Genomic DNA, 24,753 nt, shown 5'->3' on the forward strand with positions numbered 1-24,753 from the left:
AAGGCTAGATGCGGGCGGTCTCCAAAAGCGCTTGCACGTCCTGGAGTCTGCCATGGCGTGCCGATGCCACAAGGTCGGCGCCTACCGTCACAAGGGACGCGTGCCGCAAGTATCGGGCGGCACGAGGCAAGAAAACCTCAAGCACTTTCGATGCTGTGTCGAGTGATCGAGCATGCATTGCGTAAAATCGAAAAGAAATCCTTCGCCGGAATATTCCAATCGGAGCACGGGCGCTTTTTGGGCAGATACCCAGCTCGCTCCACAAGTCTTAGATAATATATACGATCGTATAGCTTGCGCTGCCTTTGTCGCCGTTCAATACTAAAATCTTCCAGTCGAGCGCGCCACAACGCTAATTCGGCATGATGCTGATCGGCGAAGTTGGGAGGCGGCAGTGCCAACCAAGAGACCTCTGATTGCGATCGTCGACGACGACGAGTCGATGCGGGAGGCTATCAAGGGGCTCTTGAGGTCGATGGGATTTGATGCCGAAGCCTTTTCATCCGCGGATGATTTCTTGAGATTCCCTCATATCCGCCGCACGGCCTGCCTCGTGACGGACATCAATATGCCCGGAATGAGCGGGCTCGATCTGCATCGCCGGCTCGTCGCGCTGGGCAAGAGCATTCCGACTGTTCTGATCACCGCCTTTCCGGAAAAGAACGTACGCGCGTCTGCGTTGGGCGCGGGCATCGTCGGCTGCCTGACAAAACCGTTTGGCGAACAGGTTTTGCTTGATTGCATCAGTTCCGCGCTGGCTCTCAATAGCGGGGAGGAAAGCGGTTCATGAGGTCGCACACCGGGTCCTGGACAGCCTCACATGCGTCGTGCCGTGATGTATAAGGGGCTCGCGGCCGGTCCGTCAAAGCCTCAATGCCGCCCTCAACGGATTGTCGCAATTGACGGCTTCGACGATACCACGACCTCTGGGCTTCGATCCGCCGCAGCAGTTGAAGGGAACTCAGGTGAGGGGACGGTACCCACTAGGCGGGCGCGGGCACGCTAGGGGTCGGGGCGCATCGAATCTAGAGCCACTCTCCTGAAAATCGGACGCGACGTAATCCCATCACCAGGGGCTTGCGTCGACGCATGATATTCCAGGGCAAACCGGTCCGATAGTTTTCGATCATCAGCATCGATGACCTGTTGTCTTGTGCGGCCTTCCGCGTGCATGTTTACCGCCCGCGTGACAAGGCCAGCATATCATCTGTAGTAACTGGCGCTCACCTTTAGAACGTCGATGCGCATTACTTTCGGGATGCCCGACCCTAGACGACTTCGAGCAGGACCAACAGTTGAACGGGAATGCCGTCGCCGGGAACGACCATGTCACCCTTGAGCACGATCGTCGTAACGCCAGTCTTCCGGATGACCTGGCCTTTCGGCCTTTTGCCAAAAAGTTGCCACTTGGCGCCAGCAATCGGACGGAAGCAGCAATCAGATGGCGCCATGGGAGGTAGCGCTGAAACTCCCGTTGCTCATCCACGCATTGTCGATCACAGTTCACGGCGACGAGAACAACGTGGGAGCGGGATACGGTTACGATGCATCCATGGAAAACGCGGTGAGATCGGAGAAAGCGATGTGGAACTGTTTGGGCCTGCTGGCGGCAGGAGCCTTTCTCCTCCAGCCATGCTCCTTCGCCAACGCCCAGTCGCCGAATGCCTTGGAGAGGGCCATCGGAGACGCGCAGCCATGCAGGTCTTTGAAGGCCAAGGTGTCAAAATTCGGCATCAGTGTGGAGGTCGGCATCGACAAGCTCGATGCAGTGAAGATCGAGAACCTTGAATTGTCGGTGAATGGCGACACCGCGGAGGCGAGCGCCCGGGGCACTCTTGCTTGCAAGACCTCGGCCGAAGCGCTGGTCGAAGGAGGGTTTTCAGCGACCGCCGCAGTTCGTCTGAAGGTCGATCTGGCGACCTGCAAAATGACTGATACCTCCATCGAGATCGTGAAGACCGGTGGCCGGTTCGGCGACATCGTCAAAGGACTGGAGACTGAAATCTCTGGCGCCCTGCGGCGAGGTTTGGAGAAGAACTTGGCCAAACTTTGCGAGAAGTGATCAGCGGATCGGCGAAAATCGTCCCAGTTGTCTCACAAGTGTTCGATCTCGCACAGACGGCGACAGAACGGGAACTGGAGCGCAAGAGGCAGGTTCGTTTAGCACTCGTATGTTGGATCGGGCGGGGTTGATGGCCGTCCTTGGCGCTGCCGAGGAAATCAAACACATTCAGACAGGCCGGACTTCTCAGTGACCACAGTCTTCACCGGAGCACGCGTTACGTCGGCAGTGGCGATGATCGCGCGAATGAGAGCCGGCTTGGTTTCATACAGAAGCCTATGGGACCTTTTACGGTAGAACACTCGGCATCGCCCGGCTATAAAGTTCATGCCACGTTGGCCTTTTAGCGGTAACCGATGCCTAATCCTCCCGAATCCTCAGGCGAAAGCGTTGGCAACTCGAGCACGGGTCGCAATCAGCCAGCAGATTCAGCGACGCAAGCGGCCGCCTCGGATTCGCCAGGAATCACCCAAGGCGACAACCCGCAACTCCCCCACGGAACCTTCGTGCAAACTCGAAAGGCTGCGAGCAATCTATTACGTGCGCTGCGCCACGATTTGAAGGCAAGTTCTGCTTTGGCGAAGACCAAGACGATGGCTTCGTTTTTGAGAACGAAGCTAAGGAGGTCGATGCGGCTGGTAACCATATCAGCTCCCGCCAAATGGATGACGACTGCTCTGGCCAAAGCCGGGCGCGGCATTCGTGATCGGGGTTCCAAGCCGCGCGAAAGTCGCCGACGCCGATGGCTTCCGGCGAACTGGTGGAAATTCGCTATGGGGTCGGCCTTGCTAGTCTGCCTCCTCGTATGCAGCGTGCTGGTGTGGGCACTAAAGGACGTACCCTGGAGCGAGATCCGTGACGGGACGTTAAAGCCTATCGTTGTGCTGGAAACCGCCGACGGTGCGCCGCTCGTAAGGCAGGGACCGTATCAAGGGCCATATGCGCAATACCACCAATTCCCACCGCGTCTAATCGATGCCGTCCTTTCAATTGAGGACCGCCGGTTCATGGATCATTTCGGCGTCGATCCAAGAGGGATCGGGAGGGCGTTTCTCCGGAATTTGGAGGCTGGCTCGGTGGTGGAGGGCGGCAGCACGATTACCCAGCAACTCATCAAGCTCCAATACCTCGACAGCGATCGAACGATAAAGCGAAAGATACAGGAGGTTGTGATCGCAGTCTGGCTGGAGTGGAAGCTCGGCAAGCGGGAAATCCTGACGCGCTATCTTAACAGCGTCTATCTTGGCGCGGGCGCTACCGGCATGCCTGCCGCCGCGCGGATTTATTTCAACAAGGATATCGACGCCCTTAACCTGCCCGAGTCGGCGATGCTGGCGGGATTGCTGCGGGCGCCAAGTCAATGGAATCCCATCGACAATTTCGAAGGTGCCCGGCAGCGCACCATGGTCGTTCTCGACGCGATGGCGACGAACGACAAGATCACCATGCCAGAGGCAGCGGAGGCGAAGGCGAGCTTTGCCAAGCTGCATCCAACGACGCCGACGCCGCGCTCGGGAAGCTGGTTTGCCGACTGGATTTCGCCGCAAGCGAGCGAAGTCGCCGGCTCCTCGCCGGGTTCGACGACGGTGCGAACCACGCTGGTGCCGCAGTTGCAGCAAATCGCCGAAAGGGTCGTGAAAAGAGCCTTGGACGGTGAAGGAACAACTGTCGGAGCATCGCAGGCCGCGTTGGTTGCTATGACACCGGACGGCGCGGTCGTCGCCATGGTTGGCGGGCGCGACTACAAGGCGAGCCAGTTCAATCGCGCTGTCACTGCGATGCGCCAGCCGGGTTCCACCTTCAAGCTATTCGTCTATTACGCAGCATTGAAAGCTGGACTGACTTTGTCCGACCAGGTTCTGGACGCGCCAATTGACATAGACGGTTGGTCGCCAGAAAACTCCGGTGGCAACTATCGCGGTTGGGTTACGCTTGCCGAGGCGTTCGCGCGATCACTCAATGCCGCTTCGGTGGCGCTTGCCGAAGAGGTTGGCTTGGACAATGTGATTGCCGCAGCGCGTGAACTCGGCATCGATGCACCCCTCGCCAGCACGCCGTCGTTGGCGCTCGGGACGTCCGAAGTAAATCTGCTTAACCTCACCAGCGCCTATGCGTCTGTCCAACTCGGCAGGGCACCTGTTAAACCCTGGGGCATCATCGAGTTTCAAGCGGCAAGGCAGCCCAACCTGTTTCGAGTTGGCTCACAATCAAAGCCGAATGTCGATCTTTCGCCTTACCAGTCCGATCTCGTCGGGCTCCTGCAGTTGGTTGTCGAGCGCGGCACTGGGCGTGGAGCAGACCCCGGCTCGTTTGCAGCCGGCAAGACCGGCACCAGCCAGAACAATCGCGATGCCTGGTTCGTCGGCTTCACGGAATCGCTGGTCGTCGGTGTCTGGGTTGGCAATGATGACGACACGCCGATGAAGGGGGTGACGGGCGGCGCGCTGCCAGCGCATATTTGGCGGGACTTCATGCGCCAAGCGACGGCCGAACCTACGCCGAATGGAGTGCTATCGACAGGAGCGGCAAGCGATGGTCAAGGCGCAACACAGTCCTGCAATATCACCGCCTGCTCGCGCAGTTACCGCTCCTTCCGGCCGTCCGATTGTACCTATCAGCCATATTCCGGCGGCCGACGGCTCTGCGAAAAGTGACGTGGCGCGGTCGGGTTCGGCACGATTCCGGGCGCCGAGGCGCCGTTCAGCGGATGAAGGTCAAATCCCCGCTCGTGGCCACGAGCGTAGTTGGTCGGCACCAGCACGGATTGCCGTGAGCGCCTTCGGATTCGTGACCGGATACCCCTGTATGAACGCTTCCCCATGCCGCTCACCTATCGGTGGTCCTCGTTCTTCATTTTTCCGGATGCCGAGGAAGCCCGACAGAAACTGGAACGCACCCGAATCTCGCATTGCTGGCGTACTTGGTGATGGTGCCGATATTTTTCGCCCGTCGGGTTCGCAAAATTATAGTACTTGAAAGTACCCAAAATGTCCTTATAGTTGAGTCCATTGGAGAAAAATCGGCCAATGGACTTCGCACTCCTTTTCAACCTGTTCCGGAAGCCCAAGCAGGCCAACGTCACTGACGTCACACTCTGGCACAAGCACGAGACACTCTTTCCGGTGCCACTCGTCGACGGCGCCGCCCGAAACCCATCGGGACAAATCTGGCGCCGGCTGAACGGTGTGCAATGGGAATATAAGCAGGACCCCGAAACGATTGAAGAATTCGATGCTCGACAATATTGAGGCTTAAAGCCCTACTGTCGCACGGAACCTACGCCTCTCGACTTATCCCATTATCTTTAGTGGAGAATTCCATGTCTAGGATGGTGGTTATAGGCGTGAAGGCGAAAAAGGCCTGGAGCACTTCGAGACTAAAGACGAGGCCTTCTCCGGTCACGTCTGGAGGATCCGGCAATTGATCTCGAAGTTGGCTTCGACCCAAGGAAGCAGCCTGTCAGCGATAGTCGATGCCGCAGGAGCAACGACCCGACCGGTCCGTTTTCGGGTGGGCGAAGAATTCATCCGGCGCGCCGCTCTCGACGATGGCGCCGGCATCCATGAACACCACGCGTTGCGCGCCCTCGCGGGCAAAGCCCATTTCGTGGGTCACCACCATCACCGTCATGCGTTCTTCCGCGGACAGCGACCATGTCATCGGATCGAGCACCGAGGTTGGTTCGTCGTAAACAGCCAGGCTGTGTTTCTCAAGCGGTCGAAACACCTTGGATGGGCTAGTAACCGCCCATTTCCCCGCGAACCGGGCCTATCCCCTGCGGCTGTGCGTAGGTTGTGTTGTACGATCCACTAGTTGCGCATCCTGAGAGTGTCATGAAGACGATTGCTGCTGCGGCCAAAATGTTTTTCAGAGGCACGGCGTTCTCCGATCATGGCAGGCTGCCCAGGCCTCAAGGGCCACGCCGAGGATTTTCCGTTAAATCACCTACAATGGCAAGCGCGTGGTTAGCTGGCGGTAAGGAGCGATACGGCCTCTTCAAGCGTCTACCTGACTGGATAGTCGCGCGGCGAGGCATCTTTCCCCAGCACGCTGACATAGTGGGTGCTGCTGGTGAACGCCTTGAACCAAATCCCTCGGGGGCGTGGTGGTCGGCCAGCGCAAAAGACCTGGACCCGCCAGTTGACCAGCAGGAACCAACTGCTTCAGAAATCTGCCCCTCAAAATGTCCGCGGCAGTCGACGCCGCAGGAGCAACGACCCGACCGATCTGGCCTGGGGCGTCGCGCGTGCCACCCGCGACGGGGATCGATGCGTCCCCGACCAGCACGTCAGATGGTGACCTTTCGCCTCAATCAGGCAAACAACGCACGAAGCTGAGCGAAAAACCCACTTGGTTTGGAGCCTGACATCTTCCGCAAACGGCGAGCGACGACTGCTGCGCTGACGCGTTCACCGAAATGGCAGAAGCACACAAGATCATGCAATTGCTCATCGCCGAGGTCGAAGAACCGTTTTGCTTCTCCATAGCTGTCATTTTCCATTCCTGCCGCGCGCAGAATGGGATCAGCGAATGCAACGGAGATCGGCGTGCCGTCATCCCTGAGAGCAAGCCGATCGGCCATCGGCTGATATTCGGTTTCGTGAAGCGTCTTAAGAAACGGTCTGGGGCTGCATTCGAGACTTTCGGCCCACCGTTCAAGCCGTTCGCGCCGCGTCATTTCGAGGCGCTTGCAGGTCGTGCTGACCTTTGCAATGGTTTTCAACTGATCGAGTGCGTACTGTTCCATCTCGGCCTCCTATCTCCGGAAAAATAGATGGTCCGCCTCCCAAAAATAGCGTCGCTCAGGTCTCAGCAGATGTCCAATCACGATTGAAAACGGCATCTCGTTGACGCTTCCGTAATCACTAGAGGCGCCTTCTGCTTGCTGACGGGCTCTTTTCTCATAGGGTTTCTGCGCCATCTCATACCAAGGCAACCAGACAGGGTTCGGTATGGACGAGATATTCGAACAGCTTCTGCACCTTTCCGCACGCACCGAAACGCTGATTGCCGTCTACGATGGTCATGACCGGCTGCGATACGCCAACAGCGCCTTTCGTTCGGTTTATTTCATCGAGCCGGATGAAACTCCACTCTGGCCGGATCTCATGCGGCGCAATTTTGAGCTGCGGCGAGGCACGGTCATTCAAACGAGCAATTTCGACGAATGGCTGCGGTCGACACAGTCGCGCCGTGGCAAGATCGGCTATCGAGCTTTCGAGACGGACCTGTGTGATGGCCGATGGTTTTGGATGACCGAGGCGGTCCAGAAGAACGGTTGGATGTTGTGCATTGCGAGCGACATCACCAGTTTGCGAGCGCATGGCAGAACTGTCAGGCAAGATCGCGATCAGGCGATCAAGGCGTCTTACACTGACGAACTCACCGGTGTCGCCAACCGCCGCTTTGTGATGGCCCGCGTCGACGACATGCTGGCAACCGCCCAGCACGGAGACAACGGATGTCTTGCCGTCTTCGACATCGACAATTTCAAACACATCAATGATCGGCTTGGTCACCACGCCGGGGATGTCGTCCTGCGCGATTTTGCTCATCGCATTCATCAGAATGTTCGCCGCAACGATTGTTTTGGGCGGGTCGGCGGAGAAGAGTTCCTTCTCGTGATGCCGGCAACCGGGCCGGAAGATGCCATTGCCATGGTCGAGTGCATGCTGACGGTGATCCGCTTCTCCCGGCCTCTGCCTGAATCACCCGACTTCAGCTACACCTGTTCTGCTGGCATCGCCACTTGTGTCCCGTCTGAGAGCGCGTCGGACCTTTATCGACGCGCTGATCAAGCACTCTATGCTGCCAAGTTAAGCGGCCGGGACAGGGTGCGCGCAGCGTAGGCGCCTTGGCTAAGGTTGAACCTCAATTTGGCGTGCCGTTCCAGAGCAGGGGCTTCGTGGCGCGCCGCAGTCGTGGCGGACGGCAATCTGGACCTCTCGCGGCGGCAGGAACCATTTTTATTCGGCCGGGTTTCTTAAATCCCTGACCCGTAGAGCTCCTGGTCATCGTCGCCTTCCCAAGGGGAGGGCATCGAGGTGCGATTGAGGTTGGCCGAGGGCATCGGCATCCAACACTTCAATTCCGGCTCGGCATATTCGATGATGTGCCCGGGCGAGGAATCAGAGGCGCGCCAGCCTTCTGCACCGAACTGATCGCCATTCGACCAATAGGCGAGGTCAACTTCTGCCGGTCCCTGTTCGGACTGGCGAATCGTGACGAGGATCCGGCTGCCGTCTCTCGGTGCACTTGCCATGTCGCGCCAGCGGTCTAGGTCGTCCATCGTTTCTCCTCCTGCCTCGCTGCAGGCTGCGAGTGTCGCCTCGCCATCGGAAACGGTCAATTGAAACTTTACTGAACCGATCGCCTGTCGGATCCAAAGAGCTTCTTCGGCTCGCTCCGCAGTAAGAGCTTCGTAGAGCCGACGGCGATAGCCGCAGCGGCTCGATGGGAGCGGGATTGGGCTGAGCGCGTGAACGGCTGTCAACTATCTGACCTGGCTGACTGGATAGATCCTGAGAATACCAAGGCTGTTATCAGTCGTGATCGCAGCAACACCCGCTTCATATGCGGCGCGGACGATCGCCTCATGCAATTTCTCGGGGTCGGTATCTCCGGTAAGGACCTCCAAACAGGTTCTCACCGCCGTGAAGAATTCTTCACCATCGTCAATGGGCCATTCCTTCAGCAACAGCTGGGCAGCCTCGCGAGCGGTGCCGATCACCTTGCGATCTTTCCCTTCGTCAAAAACAAGAATTATCGTTGGGAAGTTTCTCGACATATCGAACCTCATTGTGCCTGAAAACTCCTCCTGGCGACCAGTACCAATGCCGGGCGATGGTATCGCACCGAGATTGGCCACACGTGCTCGTCAACCATCAGCTAGCCAGATTGGCTTTTAGCGCACGGGCCGCCGCCTCAAGGAGTCGCTTGAATTCTTCGATGGTCACGCCATCGGCGCGCATCACCATGGCGATCAGTGGATCGCAAAGAGCTTCGGATATCGTCAGCTCATCGTTCTTTCCGGTAGTTGCGCCAACGGAGCAACAATATCCCGACGAAAATAGCGTGTTCATGGACATACCTTGCATTCGGGGTGTTCGCAGAGAGAACGCAGCTCGGCCTGATTGCCTTTGAGGTCCAATATCCATCGGCGTCCCCGTGCGGCCGAGTGTCTCGAAAGGCATTTTTGGGCAATCCGCGACACGGCAAGGCCGGCGATAAATGCGTTCTCGGCGGCGGCCGGTGGAGCGAGAAAGCCGTGGTCGGTTGCGACCTGGGCGGTGCAATGGGAGACGGGACATGCGTCCTCATGCACTGCGACCGAGGGACCTGCCATGCCATGAGCCTGGGAGCGGCCGACATGCAGATAGGGCGGCAGGCCGGCTTTCGATGCGTGGCAGGCCGTCAGGAACTCCTGGGCCGGATGAGAATCGTCGCCGGCAAGAACGACGAACGGATTGTGGGCGTAATCTGCGATTAGTCGGAGCGCTGCGGCCCCTTCCGCAAATTCCGGCAGCGCGAAGGCATTGGCCGAGAAACACGCGGCCAGACAGGTCGCCAGCTTGTCCGTCTTCAGCCGGCCGAGATCAGCTTCGCTCGCCCATGGCACATGGTTCAAGTTGTTCTCGTCGATACGATCCGCATCCGCGAGAAAGAAATGGCGCGCGCCGTGGGCCGCAAGCTGGATGGCAATCTGCGAGCCCAAGCCGCCGCATCCGATAATGACGAAGTCGATTTCGCGAAAACCTGCGAAGTCGCGTTGCCGATGGCAAAGAGGCGTCAGGAAGGCGTCGTCGTGATCCATTGCGGCGGAGACATATTCGTCCTCATCCGGCACATTGGAACGCTCCAACGAGACGCCGAACGCAGGCCTGGTAACATTGGGGCTCCGTTCCTCGGCAAGATCGACACTATTGCCGGTGAACAGAGCCCCTCTGCCGCCCCACCCCAGGCTGTGGGCGAAGAAGTTCGGGAAGTCGACGGGCGCACGGATTGCCGCTGACAATCGTCTAGACCGATAATTGACCATCAGATCGCCTCCATCTCGCTGGACGCAACTTGGCGGATCGTCGCGGCGTAGTGTCCGTAATCCTCGCCCATCGCATGGTCGGGGGTCTTCGCAATCACGTGGAATTTGCCGTCGTACCAGAGGCTGACATTGTCGCCGCTGTCATCGATCTCTCGCCGGCCCATCCGAGGATCGATCGGCTCCTTGCCGCGCAGCAGCATCTGTCCGATATCCCAGGCTTGGCGATCGAGAACTCGCTGGCACTCGGCCAGATGCGCCTGGCGGTGCGCAATGGGTTCTTCGGCAAGCAACTGGCTCACGAGGAACAAGATCCGACTGCTCCAGGAAGGAATGGCGGCGATGTCTGGGAGGTCGAGGAGGACATCGCCGCCGAGACGTTCGATACCTTTCCGAGCGATGTCGATGAGCGGGACTTGCCGCGCGGCATAGGCAATTATGAATGCCGTCTTCCAGGCGCGGCGCTCAGCATCCGTCTCGGTGGATAGGCATGCCATGCGCAAGGCGCATTCCCAGGGAATGGTGTAGGCCGTATGCAGGATGCTCTCGAGCGTCTGTAGGTCCTTCTTGTATGGGGAAACATATTGGAACTCGCCAGGCAGGGATGCCGCCGCCGAGGTCGTATAAAACCCGAGCAGGATATTCCCCGCCTCATGAAGCAATTGGGCCGCTGTCGCGGCATGATCGCCGGCGCGCAATCTCTCTCTGGAAAGGACGATGAGCGCGCTGCCCGGCAATTCGTTCGAACTCGAAAAGGAGCACTGCGGTTCGCGCCGGACACCAACGTAAAGCGTGTGCAGGCCGGCGATCAGACGCTGATGGCCGTACTCGTCCAAGTCCGCGATTAATGCGAAGGCCTTCTCCAGATGGTCGGCGATGCGATCCAGTTCCGCATCGTCCGTGATCGGGCAGCCGGGCCGGGGATAGTCCGGCATGCATTGGCGCAGGAGGGCTTGCATGATACGGCTTCGCGCCGGACTTTCGATGTGCACAAGGCCGATGCCGCAAGAGAGCCGGCACGCTGGCTGACGTTCGAGTTCAAGATCCGATGCGATCAGATCCGGCTGCAGATAGCGGCCGACGACCTGCACATCGGGGCGGGCTGCCTGCCATTCCAGACTGCGCGCGAGCGCACCCATCCAGGCTGCAAGTACGGATGAACGGTAAGGGTCGGCGCCGACCGGTCCGGCAACCGCTGGCGGAAGCTCCGGCAGGCGCGTGTATCCGCCATCTGCAAGGTCGGGGAAATAACCTGACAATGCCTCTACCCCAGCCGAACAACCGGCGAGCTTCGAAGCCGCCGCAAGCGTGCGGCCATATTGGAAGCGTCGCTTCAAAAGGTTGCGTGTTGCTACGCGCTGCAGGGAGACGGTACTTGCCATCAGGGGATTGCGCTTGAGCAGGAGGCGCGCCTCATCTGCCAATTGTTGTATGCGGGTCGCGGACATCGGCAGCCTCCGTGAGTTTGTCTTCGGGCGGATCAAGATTGCATCTCGGGCAAAAATGCCGGAGTTCGAGACGACGTCGTCCGTCATCGGAACGTTGTGCGTCGTCTGTTGAGAGGCACTATCCCCCGAGGGCGTCATTCGCCCGCCAGTTCCGCGTTAAAAATCCGTAAAAATGACGTAAACAAAGAAAAAGCCTCCTCGATCGAGGAGGCTTGGAATTCTGGATAACGCAGCCGCGGGGTCAGATCGCCAGAGCCGCCTGCACCGCTGCCCGCGCATTCGGCAGGCCCGACCCGAAGAAATAGGCCATCTCGACGGCATCCTCGCTCTCGGCGTTCATACAATCTGCCGTCAATTTCCTCGTGCCGGGCGCGACAATTGCGTCCAGGCGGGACGCAGCTTTCAGAATCGATTTCACTTGAGGCCCCGAGAGGCGTTCACCGGCATTGTGGCGGCTTTTGTAAGCCCGCTGTATCAGGGCGCATAACCCGCCCACCTGCGCCGACGCGCCTGATGTGCCCCCGAAGGGAGTGTAGTATCCGCCTCCGATGCCCGGATTGGTTCCGAACGGCACGATGGCCGACCACGGATCGGAGCCCTGATTATAGCCGAAAATCCCCGACAGGTCCGTCGTCAGCAGCGAGAAGTGCGAATAGTAGTATTCCCGTGTTCGAAAAGCGCTGTAGTCGTGCTGCGCGGCAAATGGAGAAAGCCGGTCGAGGCGCAACTGATGCCTGTTGAAGACCTCCCCGTCGTCGGAGGGGGAGACTAACGTCAATCCTTCGCCGTAATTGCTGTAGCCCGAACGGAAACCTTCGACGGTAACGGCCCCAACTGCAATGACGCCGTTGTTGTCGGCGGCAAGACTTGCCGGATAGATCAGCTGGCTCTCGCCACTGTTTCCTGCGGCGCAGACGATCGGGATGTGCCGGCTGATGGCGAGGATGAGTTGTTTGAGGACATGCCACGGACGATCCGGATTGGAGCCTTTCTGCGCCGCCTTCGGCTCCAGTTCAGGTCCACCTTGATCAGCAAGGGCAATACGCGCGAAGAGATTGGCGGCATCCTGGTTTTTCCATAATTCCAGGTCGGCCTTCAGCTCGTTCTTCGGATCGACGATGCTGCGTTTCGGGTCAGGCAGACCGCGCGGCAAGACGATCACATCTGCTTTCTGAAGATAGGCATAAAGGAAGGCCGCAATGAACTGCCTGACATCGTCTTCGAAGGACGTTCTGATCGAGATGAGCCTTGAGAAAGGATCAACGCCGAAATAGGGGATGACATTGCGATTGCCGCTGGTGCGCAGCTCGTCACTATCACCGTAGAAGGCTCCTTCCGGCGGAAGGCTTGGCGTGCCTTCTTCCGCAACAACGGCGGGTTCGCCGACGATCAGCCCCGCACAGCAGGTACCATGCGACGCAAACAGCGATTCCGGATTGTAGAGCCGCCGGAGAACACCCTCCGACGTGGCATATTCGGCAACCAGGTCACTGAGATAGTCTCGGTCGTCGTTCGAAAGGCCGATATTGCCGAGCGGAGCGATGTCGAGCCCGGCAAAGAAGGCATGTCGTTTCTCGCGGTCAAACGACGTCGTCGTATCGAGTATTTCGAGTACACGCGCGCCGTAACGATGGGTCGTCAAATCGATTGACGCCTCGCGGTCAAGCCGGGTTGCCAGATTGGGATGATCCGGAGATACGCCGACATCGATCAGCGCGACCCGCGCGGGTCGCAACGGGCCGGCGGAAGCGATAGCATCCCAGACCGTGCCGGTGATGAGGGGGTCGGGGAGCGCGCGTACAGCGCTCGCATCGAGCGCTGGTGGAGCAGGCGGAGCCGATCCGTATTCCGCGTCGACCACGCCAAGGGCAGTCAGGTGCCAGAGATAATAGTAGTTGATCGGTGCGGGCTCAGGCATTTGTGTTTGATCCGTCATGTTCATGATCCCTGTTGTGCAACTGGCGATTTCAGACCCATTCGTCGTGTACGGCCTGGAACAGAGGACCGAACGCGTCGTGGAGGTAGGGAGCGAAACGCCGGGCGAGATCTCGCCCTGCCTGCGTATCGCTCGGATAGTGCAGGCCGGCCCATTCGCGATTTTCGGCGACGTTCTGGGCGATGCGGGCAAGCTCGTCGGTGGCCGGATGTTCCGGCAGGATCGTCGAGAAGGCGAAGGCGATCGAAAAGCACTGGAACGAATGGTTGCTGGGATAGGACTCGTGGACCGGCACGGCCAGCAATGGCCGCAGCATCGGCTCGAACTGGTTTGGCCGCAGCCGGTTGAACTGGCTCTTGTAGATCAGTCCGACATATTCGCAGGCCGTCAGGATCGCCTGGAAAAGGCCTTCCGTCTGCTCGAAACCGCCGAGATCCTCGATATGCAATGCGCGGGTGAATTCCCCCACGGAGATCGTCGACTCGATTTGGATATCGGGCAGGCGTCGCACGCGTTCGCGGTCGCGGCGTTGCATAGAGAGCAGCACCGTCGTTTCGAGGCGGGTATAATCGGGGCCGGGCGGCGGAAGTATATCCAGCATTTCCCAGGTGAAGCGCCGCGCCGCGGTATAGGCGTTGCGTGATGGCTGCTGGTGCAGCCTGCGCAGCTCGAAGGAGGGAATAAGCTGCGACACGCCGAGGCTGCCGCCGTCCATCGTCGACTTGTTCTTGTTCTTGTTCTTATTCTTATTTTTGTTCTTGTTTTTGTTCAGCGACGCCTTGTTGAGCACCGACTTGTTTGCAACGCTCTTGTTGAGGACCGAGGCTACGGCCATCGTCGCCATCATTGGCCCGGGCAGGGGCGATCCATCGTCATCCGTGCCGAGGAAAAGCACAGCTTCGGGGGCTTCATCAGGTGCAGCCGGTGATGCACCGGCGAGAGGATCAGCACCGGCATTGTCCCTGGGTTCGCATGGAAGGACCGTATCCGGCTCAATCCTGAATTTATAACTGTTTAGAAATGAAACAATTTTCGATTGCGATTCCTCAGTAGTGTCCGCTTCCATTGGAGCCTCCTTGCGCGATGATGTGAAGATTTGTCCGGAGTTCAGCGCAGCTTGGCGCCGGCCTTGAGCAGGCCGTCGATCAAGATCTGGCCGCCGCCTGTATCGAGCAGCGGATAGCCGCTGCCGCGGAAGGCGTTGATGGAGAAGCCGCCCTCGACCGCCTCAAGACGCTGCAGGTAATGCCGCGCGCCGCCGAGATTGTTGGAATGGGCGTGACTGGAGGCAAGATAGCGCAGCAGACTGTTGAAGTTCGGCCGTGCCCGCAGGGCTTCTTCGCCTGCAGCTATGGCTGCGGTATGATCGCCCGCAAGCGCTGCCGCAATGCATTTGGTCGTATCGAAGTAATATTTATGCGGACTGTAGACGCCGAGCTCTTGTACCCAACGCGCCATGGCCACCGCCTTGTCGGGCTGGCCTGCATAGCAGTGCAGCATCGCGTAGAGGTCCCAACTGAGCGGCAGGGCCGGATTCAGGCGGATCGATTTTTCGAACAGGTTGGCCGCATAGTCGTATTCGCCGAACAGGAATGAATGGACGTGGCCGACGAGCGCGAGCGAAACGGAATTCTGCGGATCGAGTTCCAGCGCTTTGCGCGCATATGCCTGAGCTTCCTCGATCAGATGCGCGTCAAGCGCGTTGAAACGTTGGCCAACCTGGAAAGTCCGGATGAATGACAGCCAGGCAAAAGTCGATGACCGCGGCTGATACTGGATCTGTTCTTCCAGGCGCCGCTCCGCATTATCCAGATCGCTACGCGACAGCCGAAAGATCGCATTGACGGCGTCGATCAGGAGGCCGTCTTGCGACAGTCGACGGTCGTTTGCCTGGGTCTCCAGGAAATAGGCCAGTTGATCGACGGCCTGGCTGATCAGCGCAGCGGCGGTGCCGAACTCGCCCCGCTCGAACTGCGTGCGGTTGATTGCCTGACTGCTCAGCCAATGAATGCGGTTGTTGATCAGGTGCTTCATCACCAGTTCGATCATCACCATGTCACCGTCAAACGTGAGGCGAAGCTGTAGGCATATCGGAAGGCTGATCCGCTGTTCGCTCTCTTCAATATCCGGCAAAGCGAAGGAGAGGTCGCTGACGCCAATGGCCAGCCCATCGGTGATGGCTTTTGCAATGAGATTCTGGAACCGGGTCGCAGCAATTTGTCCGCCCTCTCCAACACCCACCACGATCGGGGGCTGAAGGACCATGACCCATTGCCAGTCACCGTCTGCCGGCCGCCGATATGGGTTGCTGCCGGCGATTTCCACGGGTTTGCCTTGTCTTGGCACATCCGGGGCACCCGTCAGAGGTAGCAGGGCGGAATGTTTGGCGATATCGCGGCTCGGCTGCTGTCGCGGCTCGAAGACGTCGTGGACCTGTCCGACATTGAGCCGGCTATACCAGTTTTGCCGTTCAAGCGTTAACCAGTCCTCGAATTCCGGATCGCGGATGTCTATACCTTCGAGCAACTCGTCGGTGATTTGATCCGCGGACCGGTTTGTCCGAACCACCAGTTCGGTATCAAGCACCAGTCGGTCCATATCCAGCCAAACGGTATTCTTATCCGCAATCAAGAGATCACGTGCAGGCCCGAGAGTCTTATGAATGTCCAAAAGGGCCTGGCGCAGACTGGCTGCCGCCTGGTCGTCGGAGCGATCACTCCACAACTTGTCCCGAAGCCAGATTCTCGAGCGCGAGCCCCGGGCGGACAGTGCAAGCATCGCCAGAAGAGCCTGGGCTTTTTTGGATTTCGGAGTAACCGACCGCCCTTCAGCATCCACAAGGGCAAAAGGCCCGAGCAGGAACATCCGAAACGGATCGTGCCCCTTGTTCATGCGATCCACCGGCCCCGCCCCCGTTGCCTCCGATGCGCTCGTTTGGCAGGTCGAAGACCTGGCATCCAGAGACCAGTCTGCCATACCTGCGGCGCCTGGCAAGCAACCGGGAAGGGAAATCGGGATTCCGAAAGGAAGATCGATGCTTTTGCGATAATCGAACTGAAGCATAACCGGCTGAAATCCCTCTGCGTAACTTCGCAAACCGGTCGTAGCGCCCTACCGTCAAAGCAGCGTCAAAGAAGTGTTGTTTTAGGCGCCATAATTTCGCAGGCAGCCGCTAAAGGCTGCGAATTACGCAACGCAAATACCAGTCTCGATTTAGGCGAAAAGACCGACCAAGTTAAATTGCGGGCCGTCTCGAAGAGATAACGATCGACACGTTTCAGCGGATTGAAGGCCTCGAAGGGGTTCTGTAGAACCGGCTGAACCTCTTTCATGAAAGCCTTGCGTTCGGATCTGAACACTTGACTTGCGCACGCGCACTACTCAAAGTCGAGTCAATCTCAACTAGTGATAAGCGACAGCCCGATGCGGCCGTCAAGCGTCTTCGTCAAGGCGGCGGCCGGAATTGTTGGCGCCATTCAGGTCTCGCGGTGGAATTTGACCTTTGTCAGATGTAAGGTTGAGGCAGTGCACTGAGTGCGGATAGACAGCCACCAGATGGAGCGGTGACCGCTGTGAATCGAAAGCTTGCAGCCATTCTCTCCACTGACGTCGTGGGCTTCAGCCGCCTTACGGCGCTTGATGAGGAGACCACCGTTCGTGAACTCACCCTTTGCCACGATCAGATAGCGGCACTGGTGCTCGAGCATGGCGGTCGTATCTTCGGCAGCGCGGGTGATGGCCTTGTCGCGGAGTTTCCAAGTGCGGTTCAGGCCGTCCGGTGCTCGGTCGAAATGCAGCGCAGCCTTCTCAGCCGCTCAAACGACTTTCCACAGGATCGCCGCCTGGAATTTCGCATCGGTATTAATCTTGGCGACGTGATCGTGTCTGGCGATGATCTTCTTGGCGACGGCGTGAACATCGCGGCGCGCCTGCAGGAGATTGCCGCTCCCTCAGGCATATGCATTTCCGGGTCGGTGCGCGAGCATCTCGACGGCAAGGTGCTGTTCACACTCACCAGCCTTGGAGAGCGCGTCCTGAAAAATATCCCCAAGCCAGTTTCTGTCTTTCGAGTGGATTGGCCCGAAGAGAACGGTGAAGGGAATGGGGCAGGGTCGGTGCGATCGTTTTCGGCCCGCTTTGGTAAGGACCAACCATCGATCGTGGTGATGCCCTTCGACAATCTCAGCGGCCAGAGCGATGAATATTTCGTGGACGGCGTCGTGGAGGAAATCACCGCCGCTCTCTCCCGAGTACGAAATTTCTTCGTGATCGCGCGCCAGTCAGCGTTCACGTACAAGGGTCGCTTCGTCGACGTGCGTAGTGTCGGCAGGGAACTTGGCGTGACCTACGTGGTCGAAGGTACCGTCCGACGGGGAGGGGACCGGTTGCGTATTTCGGTCCAACTTGTTGAAGCCGAGATGCGGACCCAGCTTTGGTCCGAGCGCTATGAGGGCGCGACCCAGGACATCTTCGAGTTCCAGGACAGGATCGCGGCGCAGGTCGCTGGCGCAGTCCATCCAGCCATTCGCAGCGCGGAAATCGAGCTCGCGATGCGCAAACCGCCCAGCAGTCTGCGCGCCTACGACCTCGTCATGCGGGCTTACCCGTACCTCTGGGGTCAGAATAAGGATGCTATCAAGCGGGCAATCCCGCTCCTTCAGGACGCAATCGAGATCGATCCTGCGTACGGCCGAGCCCATGCTTTCCTAGCCTGGTGCCACGCCCAGAACCTCGGCTACATCTGGACTGACGAACCAGAGAAGGACCTCGAATGCGCATTACGCGCCATCGAGGTTGCAGCGGCCTCGATTGACGATGATCCGACTGCCTTGACCGCTACCGGGGGAGCGTTGAGCCACTGCGGCGATCAGGAGGGGGCGTCGGCCTATCTCGAAAGAGCACTGGCGCTCGATCCAAACAATGCCTGGGGATGGGCGAGATATGGATGGGTCGCGAGCTACAGAGGCCAGCCTGATTGCGCGCGAGAGCGTTTCGAGCGGGCGATGACGCTTAGTCCGGCGGATCCACTCGCCTTCAATATGAGAATGGGCTTGGCCCTTTCCTTGGCCCTGGCAGGCAAACTTTCCGAGGCGATCTCCATTGCCCGGGAGGTAGTTAGCAAACACCCGGAGGTGACGTGGCCATACCGGATGATGTCTGCCTGGTCGGCAATGAGTGGTGACGAGGACACAGCTCGATGGGCGGCGAAAAAGCTGCTGGCAGCCGAGCCGGGCTTTACGATCCAGCGCTATATGACACGGCCTGTGTTTCGAGCCTCACCGCAATGGGCAGATCAAATGGCCGAGGGCCTGCGGCAAGCGGGGTTGCCCGAACACTGACTGTGAGCGAGAGGGTTAGATTGACCCCTCATTGCTCGTCGATCTCGACCCCCGTATCCCTTCGATCGAACGAAGCTGTTGTCGCCGAGGGACTTGAACATCCCGGTGCACGGCCGCGCGCACATGAGCATCTTGCGGCGACTCAATCCAGCGATCGGCCTGACCTTGCTCGCGCCGCAGCGCGACGTTGCATCAAATCTGTTTTCTGGCTCCGCGACATCGTCTCGAGCATGCATCCGAGACGGACGGGTGCTGACAGCGATCGAGATGGGAAAAGCGTATCGTCCGGCAACTATGGGGAAACTGGTGCAGGCACGACAACGCAGCCATCTTGGTCGGCATGAACGGCGCGCCGGCCGCAGGACAGCTCGCCCATGAGGGCGTGGCACCCGATAAGGTTAGCGCGGTAAGTATTGTAGAATATGTGGATATACGCATAATTTCTGCGGCTGGCGCTGCCAGGCAAGATCGACCGAGGGCTCTGGGGGATCCCATGCAAACAATCGTCGAGGACGCCCGTGCTGGCGTCGTGTCGCCCGAACTCGTGATCGATGCGCTGTTTGCATGCCGCAAGACGGCGGCGATCAGGGCGGCCATCGAGCTTGATCTCTTTACTCATATCGGCGAGGGCAAAACGGCAGCATTGCTGGCGTCGATAACAGGCGCCTCGGAGCGTGGGATACGCATCCTGTGCGATTACCTTGTGGTCCACGGTTTCCTGACCAAGGAGAGCGGACAGTACCGAGTGACGCCCTCGACCAAAATGTTCCTCGATCGCAATTCGCCAGCCTATATGGGCTCTGCCGTCGAGTTCGTCGCTGCACCCGAAATACTCGATAATTTTCTGCGCGATCCGGCCGCGGTCGTGCGAAACGGCGGTTCGGTTGGGCTTGCAAACATTTCTGCGGACAACCCCGTCTGGTTGAAGTTTGCACGCGGCATGGGCTCCTTTACGGGGCTCAGCGCCAAAATACTGGCCGACGAAATCTGCGGCTGGGCCAGGCATCCCAAGAAAGTTTTGGACATTGCCGCAGGTCCAGGCTTTTTCGGGATCGAAATTGCGAAGGGCCTTCCATCGGCGGAGATCGTCGCCGTCGACTGGACCGCCGTGTTGGAGCTTTCGAGGCAGAATGCGGTAAATGCCGGCGTGTCTGACCGGTACCAGACAATTGCCGGCAGTGCTTTCGATGTTGAATGGGGCACGGGTTATGATCTTGTCCTTCTTCCGAATTTTCTGCACCATTTCGATCTGCCGACGTGCGCCCAACTGTTACGAAAGATCGTCGCGAGCCTTGCAAAGGATGGTCGGATCGTCGCGGTGGATTTCGTACCGAACGAAAATGGCGTGTCGCCGCCTTTTCCTGCGTCGTTCTCTTGGGAGATGCTCGCCAGCACGCCGGCGGGTCAGGCTTATACGCAAAGTGAGCTGACTGAGATGGCAGGACTGGCCGGTCTTGCCGGCGTCACGGTGGCGGCGATGCCGCCAACTCCGGCAAGCCTCATTCTCTTTGAATAGCCCCATCGACCGTCGCCTGCGTCGCTCTGGTTCAGGTGTCTTCGATTGGGATACCGCAACATCCTGATCTGATCCGCAAGCGCGAGGCACGCCCCAACCGTCCGATCGGACATCGATTCCACGCGTGTCGAGATGTCCTCGATTTACTCGCTCAGCCGATTGGTCCAATGGGGCCGCGTGCCATCGTCGGCATTCGGAGCCATTATGCAATTGGATTCTGCCGATTTGCCGCCGGTTATTTCCGAGATAGCCGTTGACGCCAAACTCCTCATGTGAGGAAGACCAAACCGCCTCGCGCGATGACATCGCCCGGTCATTGGCGCGGCCGGCCAGCAAGCGATCTGCGCTGCGGTTCATCGGCGATGTGAGCGACGTGATGCCGACTCGCTGATCTGCCACTTCCGCCTTCGTCAAAACCTCCTACTAAGATTGCAGTCATCGCGTCCTGCTCCGGCTCTGGTCCTGCCAGGCTCGCGCCGCCGGCAACGGCTTTGCCGTCCTCCACTGCGTTGCGGCCCTGCGGGTGCAGGCAGCACTTGCCGCCCGGCTTTCGGACCGCCGTAGCAGGTCGCGATGGCCGCGACCTCGAAACGGAGGTTCAGACATGAGCAGGCAACCATCCAATCAACGATCCGATATCTACAGCCGCATCACCACCAGGATCATCGCCGATCTCGAACAGGGTGTGCGGCCATGGACCAGGCCCTGGACGACGGGACAGGCGGCAAGTGAGGTCAGCCGGCCACTGCGCCACAATGGCCAACCCTATACCGGGATCAATGTCCTGCTCCTCTGGTCCGAAACCATCGCCCGCGGCTTTGCCTCATCACGCTGGATGACGTTTCGCCAGGCAATCGAACTCGGCGGCGCCGTCCGCAAGGGCGAAACCGGCACAACCATAGTCTTTGCCAGTTCGTTCATCCGCACCGAGACGACCGAGACAGGCACGGAGATCGAACAGGACATTCCATTTCTCAAGACCTACACCGTGTTCAACGCCGATCAGATCGCCGGTCTTCCTTACCGCTTTCATGAGATCGCACCTGTCCAGGATCCGATGCGCCGGATCGGCGATGCCGGCCGCTTCTTTGCCAATACCGGCGCACTCATCCGGCATGGCGGATCGGCTGCCTATTATGCTGCCATTCGTGATTACATCCAGATGCCATGCTTGGATGCCTTCCGGGACGATGCCGCCTATGTCGCCGTCCTCAGTCACGAGATGACGCACTGGACCGGGGCACCGCGACGGCTTGATCGTGATCTCAGCCGCTACGCAAAAGACAGGAGCGAACGCGCCCGCGAAGAACTGATTGCCGAACTCGGCAGCTCGTTTCTCTGTGCCGATCTTGGCATCGTCCCCGAGCTCGAACCACGCCCCGACCACGCAAGCTATCTCGATGGCTGGCTTAAGGTTCTTGGCAACGACAAGCGCGCCATCTTTTCCGCGGCAGCGCATGCGCAGCGCGCCGTCGACTACCTGCATTCCTTGCAGCCGGAGTTCGACGAGGAGGCGGCGGCGTGAGCCGTCTCTTCCTTCACTCAACCATGAGAGACGCGGATGCGGATCACTGCAGCGGCCGATAACCTCGCGAGCGCTTCTTGCGCAAAAGGGCGAGCAGGAGATCGACGGCTTTTGCCTCGCTGTCGAAGACATGGATCTTCTGCTGTCCGCGGCTGCCGATGCGTCCCCAGCTGCGCACGAGCGAGGTCTCGCCGAAGAGGTTCGCCTCGATCGACAGCGCATAAAAGCGAGCCATGTTTTTGGCACGCTCTCTGCGTTCGAGATAGACGTGATAGGGCTGAACTGTCATGCCGGCAGGATCGCAAACACCAGGTGAGGGTGTCCAACGACATTTGTGAATCGGTCAGGCCCGATCGATTCATCGGGGTGATGTGAACCGCTTGGCTCATCTCTCCTGGCTTATCTCCTGCTTGGCAAACAATCTGGCAAATTCCGGGTCGGCATAATAGCGCAACTTTGTCGCAACGATTGGCCGCTGGACGGTGATGAACAGCAGTTCGGTCTCGGCATGCATGTTGCGAACTTCGTCGGGCGTCAGCGGCGATGTGTCTAGGATCGACGGAAGATAGTCATACAGGGAATGCGGGGTTTGGCTATCAGCCTGCCTCGGTCATTCCTTTGTCCTTTATGCGGCAAAATTCAATCAACTGCTCCGAGGTCATTGGTCGTGCCAGAGCGTAACCTTGCAATATATGGCAACCGAGATCTTTCAGGATCTTCGCATGCTCCATGGTCTCCACGCCCTCTGCGACGATGTCGATGTTCTGCGACCGGCCGATTTCGATGATGGAGGAGACCAGACGGCGCTGAGATGGAGATGCGATAATGGGCTTGATGATTTCGCGATCGATCTTCAGGCGTCGCGGCTCAAATCGAAGCAAACTGACGATACTGGCATGTTCGGTGCCGAAGTCATCGATCTCGATTTCGATGCCAAGCTTTTTGACGGCTGGAATGATCTCCTTGAGAACAGGTTGAAGATCATTGAAGGAGATTGTCTCGAGCAGCTCGAAACACAGACGACCCTTCGCGATGGGAAGCTCGGACAGCTCGGCAAGCAGATTTGCCTGCGCCAGTCGACGCGCTGAAATGTTGACCGAGACACGTGGAATTTGCATTCCCAAGCTGTCCCATCTTGTCAGCTCGAACAGGGCCTTTTGCAGGATCAGCCTATCCATGTCGCCGGTGCGCCCCAGCTTTTCCGCGACGTCAAGAAATCTGTTCGGGGCGAGCAGACCCTTTTTCGGGTGATCCCAACGGGCCAGTGTCTCGACGCCGGCAATATCCAATGTGTTTGCATTGAACTGCGGTTGGAAGAATGCAACGAGTTCATCACGATCGAGCGCATGCGTGAATTCATCCGCCAATTCTTTCGAATGGATCGCGGCGCTGCGAAGCTCTTCTGTAAAGACCGCAGCGCGGCCGCGGCCGGCCTTCTTCGCCTCGTAGAGAGCCAAATCGGCATCGAGAAGCAATTGGCCGAGGTCCCGCCCGAGAGCACCTTCAGTCTCCCAGGCGACGCCGACGCTTGCACCGACAATACAGGCCGCACCGTCAATGAAGAGGGGTTGCTCGAGGGCATCGACAATTTGCCGGGCCAATGCGTTTGCCTTCGGCTCCGGATCTGCACTCCAGCTGGCGAAGATGAACTCATCTCCACCGATCCGAGCCGCTTCGTCGTTTGGACCAGCCAAATCGGCAAGGCGCGAAGCCGTTGTTTGCAAGACCGCGTCACCGCCGGCGTGCCCTTTCGTGTCGTTGATTTCTTTAAATCGATCGAGGTCGATATGAATGAGGATCAGACAATCTTGTGGACGAGGTCTCGGCGGTTGCGAGATCATCTGGTCGACAAATCGTCGATTGGGAAGCCCCGTCAATGCGTCATGCAATGACAGGTACTCCAGCCTCTGTCGTGCTCGAACGAGCTTTTTCTTGTGAAGGCGAAGCTTTTCGATCGTTCTTTGGCGTGATTTGGTCAGAAAACCGATCCAGACAATCGGCGCAACGACGCAAAATGCCAATAGGCTCGCGTAGAACTCAAAAGTGCCGATCCCGCTATTTTGGCCCCATCCCTGCTTTGGCAGTGCGGCGAGGGTCCATCGGCCATAAACCATATCAACGGATGTCTGGACCGGTTTCCTGGAAAAGGTTGCCAGGCTGCCGAAAAAAACCTGTTTGGGCGAATTCGGCTCCGGTACGGTGCTGATTGCGATCTCAAGCTCGGTCGAACCAAGGCCACTTTCCTGGTAAAGCTTTGGTATGTCTACTATTCCGGAAAGCAGCCCCCAAAAGATCTGGCTTGTTCCGTCATTGATGTAGATCGGGCACCTGACCACAAAAGCGGTTCCACCTTGGACAAGCTCCACCGGGCCTGTCAGAACGATATTGTGCGTGTTGCGCGCCAGCATCGCGGCAGCCCGTTGCTTCTCATTGGTTCGGTAGTCGAGCCCGATGGCCTTTTCGTTTCCATTCTCCGGATAAACCCACCTGACCACCATGTCGGGCGCAGCGGCGAAGCTTCGCAATTGTGAATCGGGCTGCAGGATCTGCGCGGCAAGTTTTGAAAAGCCGCTTTGGCCCATCTCTGGATTGACTGCGATGCCGGCCGCCAGCCCCTGCAACAGCTTCACATTGCTGTTGAGGTTGGTCTGAAGCCGGGAGGATATGGTGGCGAGCTCGCCGGCAACCGTCGAGCGTTCATCGGCAAGCGATCGCTCCAGCCGCCAGTTGGTTGCGACCCAGACGACGATTGCTGCAATAATTGCCGCAAATATTGCGGGCGCGAATGCGCTGGTATGGCTTATTACGGAGCGAGCGAGATTTCTTCGAAACTTCATCAGGTTGCCGGCGTGGATGACAGGCCCTCATCCTTGCACAGTTTCTTTAAGGCAA

General features: G+C 58.6%; 19 protein-coding genes and 3 pseudogenes. 8 read left to right on the forward strand and 14 right to left on the reverse strand.

Annotation, left to right across the window (positions count from 1 at the left end; all coding sequences use genetic code 11):
* Positions 1-394 precede the first annotated feature (394 nt).
* The 4 genes from ACD590_RS30895 to ACD590_RS30910 all read left to right on the forward strand — a co-directional run bounded on the left by ACD590_RS30895 (position 395) and on the right by ACD590_RS30910 (position 5,310).
* The gene (locus ACD590_RS30895) at positions 395-790 is read left to right on the forward strand and encodes a response regulator transcription factor (RefSeq protein ID WP_018246395.1); all 396 of its coding nucleotides are present in this window, start codon (positions 395-397) and stop codon (positions 788-790) included.
* Positions 791-1,582: 792 nt separating this feature from the next.
* Positions 1,583-2,062: a hypothetical protein gene (locus tag ACD590_RS30900; protein WP_018517540.1), complete on the forward strand. Its 480-nt coding sequence runs from the start codon at positions 1,583-1,585 to the stop codon at positions 2,060-2,062.
* A 356-nt stretch (positions 2,063-2,418) separates the two neighbouring features.
* On the forward strand, positions 2,419-4,716 hold the full coding sequence (locus tag ACD590_RS30905) for a PBP1A family penicillin-binding protein (protein ID WP_018246398.1): 2,298 nt from the start codon (positions 2,419-2,421) through the stop codon (positions 4,714-4,716).
* 372 nt (positions 4,717-5,088) lie between these two features.
* Entirely contained in the window at positions 5,089-5,310 is a 222-nt protein-coding gene (locus ACD590_RS30910; protein ID WP_130719118.1) for a hypothetical protein, read from the forward strand.
* Positions 5,311-5,521: 211 nt separating this feature from the next.
* Here the strand turns inward: ACD590_RS30910 and ACD590_RS30915 are convergent.
* Positions 5,522-5,761 (reverse strand): annotated as a pseudogene (locus ACD590_RS30915) (amino acid ABC transporter ATP-binding protein); the annotation flags it as partial.
* A 613-nt stretch (positions 5,762-6,374) separates the two neighbouring features.
* A complete protein-coding gene (locus ACD590_RS30920) occupies positions 6,375-6,809 on the reverse strand; it encodes a hypothetical protein (RefSeq protein WP_018246401.1) in 435 nt (144 codons plus the stop codon).
* Between the two features lie 205 nt (positions 6,810-7,014).
* On the opposite strand from ACD590_RS30920, the gene ACD590_RS30925 reads away from it, so the two are divergent.
* Positions 7,015-7,911: a GGDEF domain-containing protein gene (locus ACD590_RS30925; protein ID WP_018246402.1), complete on the forward strand. Its 897-nt coding sequence runs from the start codon at positions 7,015-7,017 to the stop codon at positions 7,909-7,911.
* A 134-nt stretch (positions 7,912-8,045) separates the two neighbouring features.
* Here ACD590_RS30925 and ACD590_RS30930 read toward each other — a convergent pair whose 3' ends face one another.
* From ACD590_RS30930 to ACD590_RS30970, 9 genes and pseudogenes are all read right to left on the reverse strand, one after another.
* Positions 8,046-8,351, reverse strand: coding sequence for a hypothetical protein (locus ACD590_RS30930; protein ID WP_018246403.1), 306 nt, complete (start codon positions 8,349-8,351; stop codon positions 8,046-8,048).
* Positions 8,352-8,555: 204 nt separating this feature from the next.
* The gene (locus ACD590_RS30935; RefSeq protein ID WP_018246404.1) at positions 8,556-8,861 is read right to left on the reverse strand and encodes a DUF982 domain-containing protein; all 306 of its coding nucleotides are present in this window, start codon (positions 8,859-8,861) and stop codon (positions 8,556-8,558) included.
* An 85-nt stretch (positions 8,862-8,946) separates the two neighbouring features.
* Positions 8,947-9,150 carry a hypothetical protein gene (locus tag ACD590_RS30940; RefSeq protein WP_370091309.1) on the reverse strand — a complete coding sequence of 68 codons (204 nt, stop codon included), beginning with the start codon at positions 9,148-9,150 and terminating at the stop codon, positions 8,947-8,949.
* On the reverse strand, positions 9,141-10,100 hold the full coding sequence (locus ACD590_RS30945; RefSeq protein WP_018246406.1) for a ThiF family adenylyltransferase: 960 nt from the start codon (positions 10,098-10,100) through the stop codon (positions 9,141-9,143). Before ACD590_RS30945 ends, ACD590_RS30940 begins: the two co-directional genes overlap by 10 nt.
* Positions 10,100-11,683, reverse strand: coding sequence for an aKG-HExxH-type peptide beta-hydroxylase (locus ACD590_RS30950; protein WP_018246407.1), 1,584 nt, complete (start codon positions 11,681-11,683; stop codon positions 10,100-10,102). Before ACD590_RS30950 ends, ACD590_RS30945 begins: the two co-directional genes overlap by 1 nt.
* A gap of 103 nt (positions 11,684-11,786) precedes the next feature.
* Positions 11,787-13,481, reverse strand: coding sequence for a S8 family serine peptidase (locus tag ACD590_RS30955; protein ID WP_439004141.1), 1,695 nt, complete (start codon positions 13,479-13,481; stop codon positions 11,787-11,789).
* A gap of 31 nt (positions 13,482-13,512) precedes the next feature.
* Positions 13,513-14,547, reverse strand: coding sequence for a phosphatase PAP2 family protein (locus tag ACD590_RS30960; RefSeq protein WP_130653671.1), 1,035 nt, complete (start codon positions 14,545-14,547; stop codon positions 13,513-13,515).
* 41 nt (positions 14,548-14,588) lie between these two features.
* Entirely contained in the window at positions 14,589-16,544 is a 1,956-nt protein-coding gene (locus ACD590_RS30965; RefSeq protein ID WP_130653670.1) for an SARP family transcriptional regulator, read from the reverse strand.
* 164 nt (positions 16,545-16,708) lie between these two features.
* A pseudogene (locus ACD590_RS30970) lies at positions 16,709-16,834 on the reverse strand (ABC transporter ATP-binding protein); the annotation flags it as partial.
* Between the two features lie 210 nt (positions 16,835-17,044).
* Here ACD590_RS30970 and ACD590_RS30975 point away from each other — a divergent pair.
* The 3 genes from ACD590_RS30975 to ACD590_RS30985 all read left to right on the forward strand — a co-directional run bounded on the left by ACD590_RS30975 (position 17,045) and on the right by ACD590_RS30985 (position 21,861).
* On the forward strand, positions 17,045-18,820 hold the full coding sequence (locus ACD590_RS30975) for an adenylate/guanylate cyclase domain-containing protein (protein ID WP_439004142.1): 1,776 nt from the start codon (positions 17,045-17,047) through the stop codon (positions 18,818-18,820).
* Between the two features lie 493 nt (positions 18,821-19,313).
* A complete protein-coding gene (locus tag ACD590_RS30980; protein WP_018246412.1) occupies positions 19,314-20,336 on the forward strand; it encodes a class I SAM-dependent methyltransferase in 1,023 nt (340 codons plus the stop codon).
* 604 nt (positions 20,337-20,940) lie between these two features.
* Positions 20,941-21,861 carry an ArdC family protein gene (locus ACD590_RS30985; RefSeq protein WP_018245186.1) on the forward strand — a complete coding sequence of 307 codons (921 nt, stop codon included), beginning with the start codon at positions 20,941-20,943 and terminating at the stop codon, positions 21,859-21,861.
* A 43-nt stretch (positions 21,862-21,904) separates the two neighbouring features.
* On the opposite strand, the gene ACD590_RS30990 is transcribed toward ACD590_RS30985, so the two are convergent.
* From ACD590_RS30990 to ACD590_RS31000, 3 genes and pseudogenes are all read right to left on the reverse strand, one after another.
* Positions 21,905-22,150, reverse strand: coding sequence for a WGR domain-containing protein (locus ACD590_RS30990; protein WP_439004143.1), 246 nt, complete (start codon positions 22,148-22,150; stop codon positions 21,905-21,907).
* A gap of 96 nt (positions 22,151-22,246) precedes the next feature.
* A pseudogene (locus tag ACD590_RS30995) lies at positions 22,247-22,399 on the reverse strand (type IV secretory system conjugative DNA transfer family protein); the annotation flags it as partial.
* A gap of 58 nt (positions 22,400-22,457) precedes the next feature.
* Positions 22,458-24,698, reverse strand: a complete 2,241-nt coding sequence (locus ACD590_RS31000; RefSeq protein ID WP_018246415.1) for a bifunctional diguanylate cyclase/phosphodiesterase — start codon at positions 24,696-24,698, stop codon at positions 22,458-22,460.
* Between the last annotated feature and the right edge of the window lie 55 nt (positions 24,699-24,753).

Source organism: Rhizobium sp. 862_C5_N1_2, from assembly GCF_051811205.1.
GTDB lineage: Bacteria > Pseudomonadota > Alphaproteobacteria > Rhizobiales > Rhizobiaceae > Rhizobium > Rhizobium leguminosarum.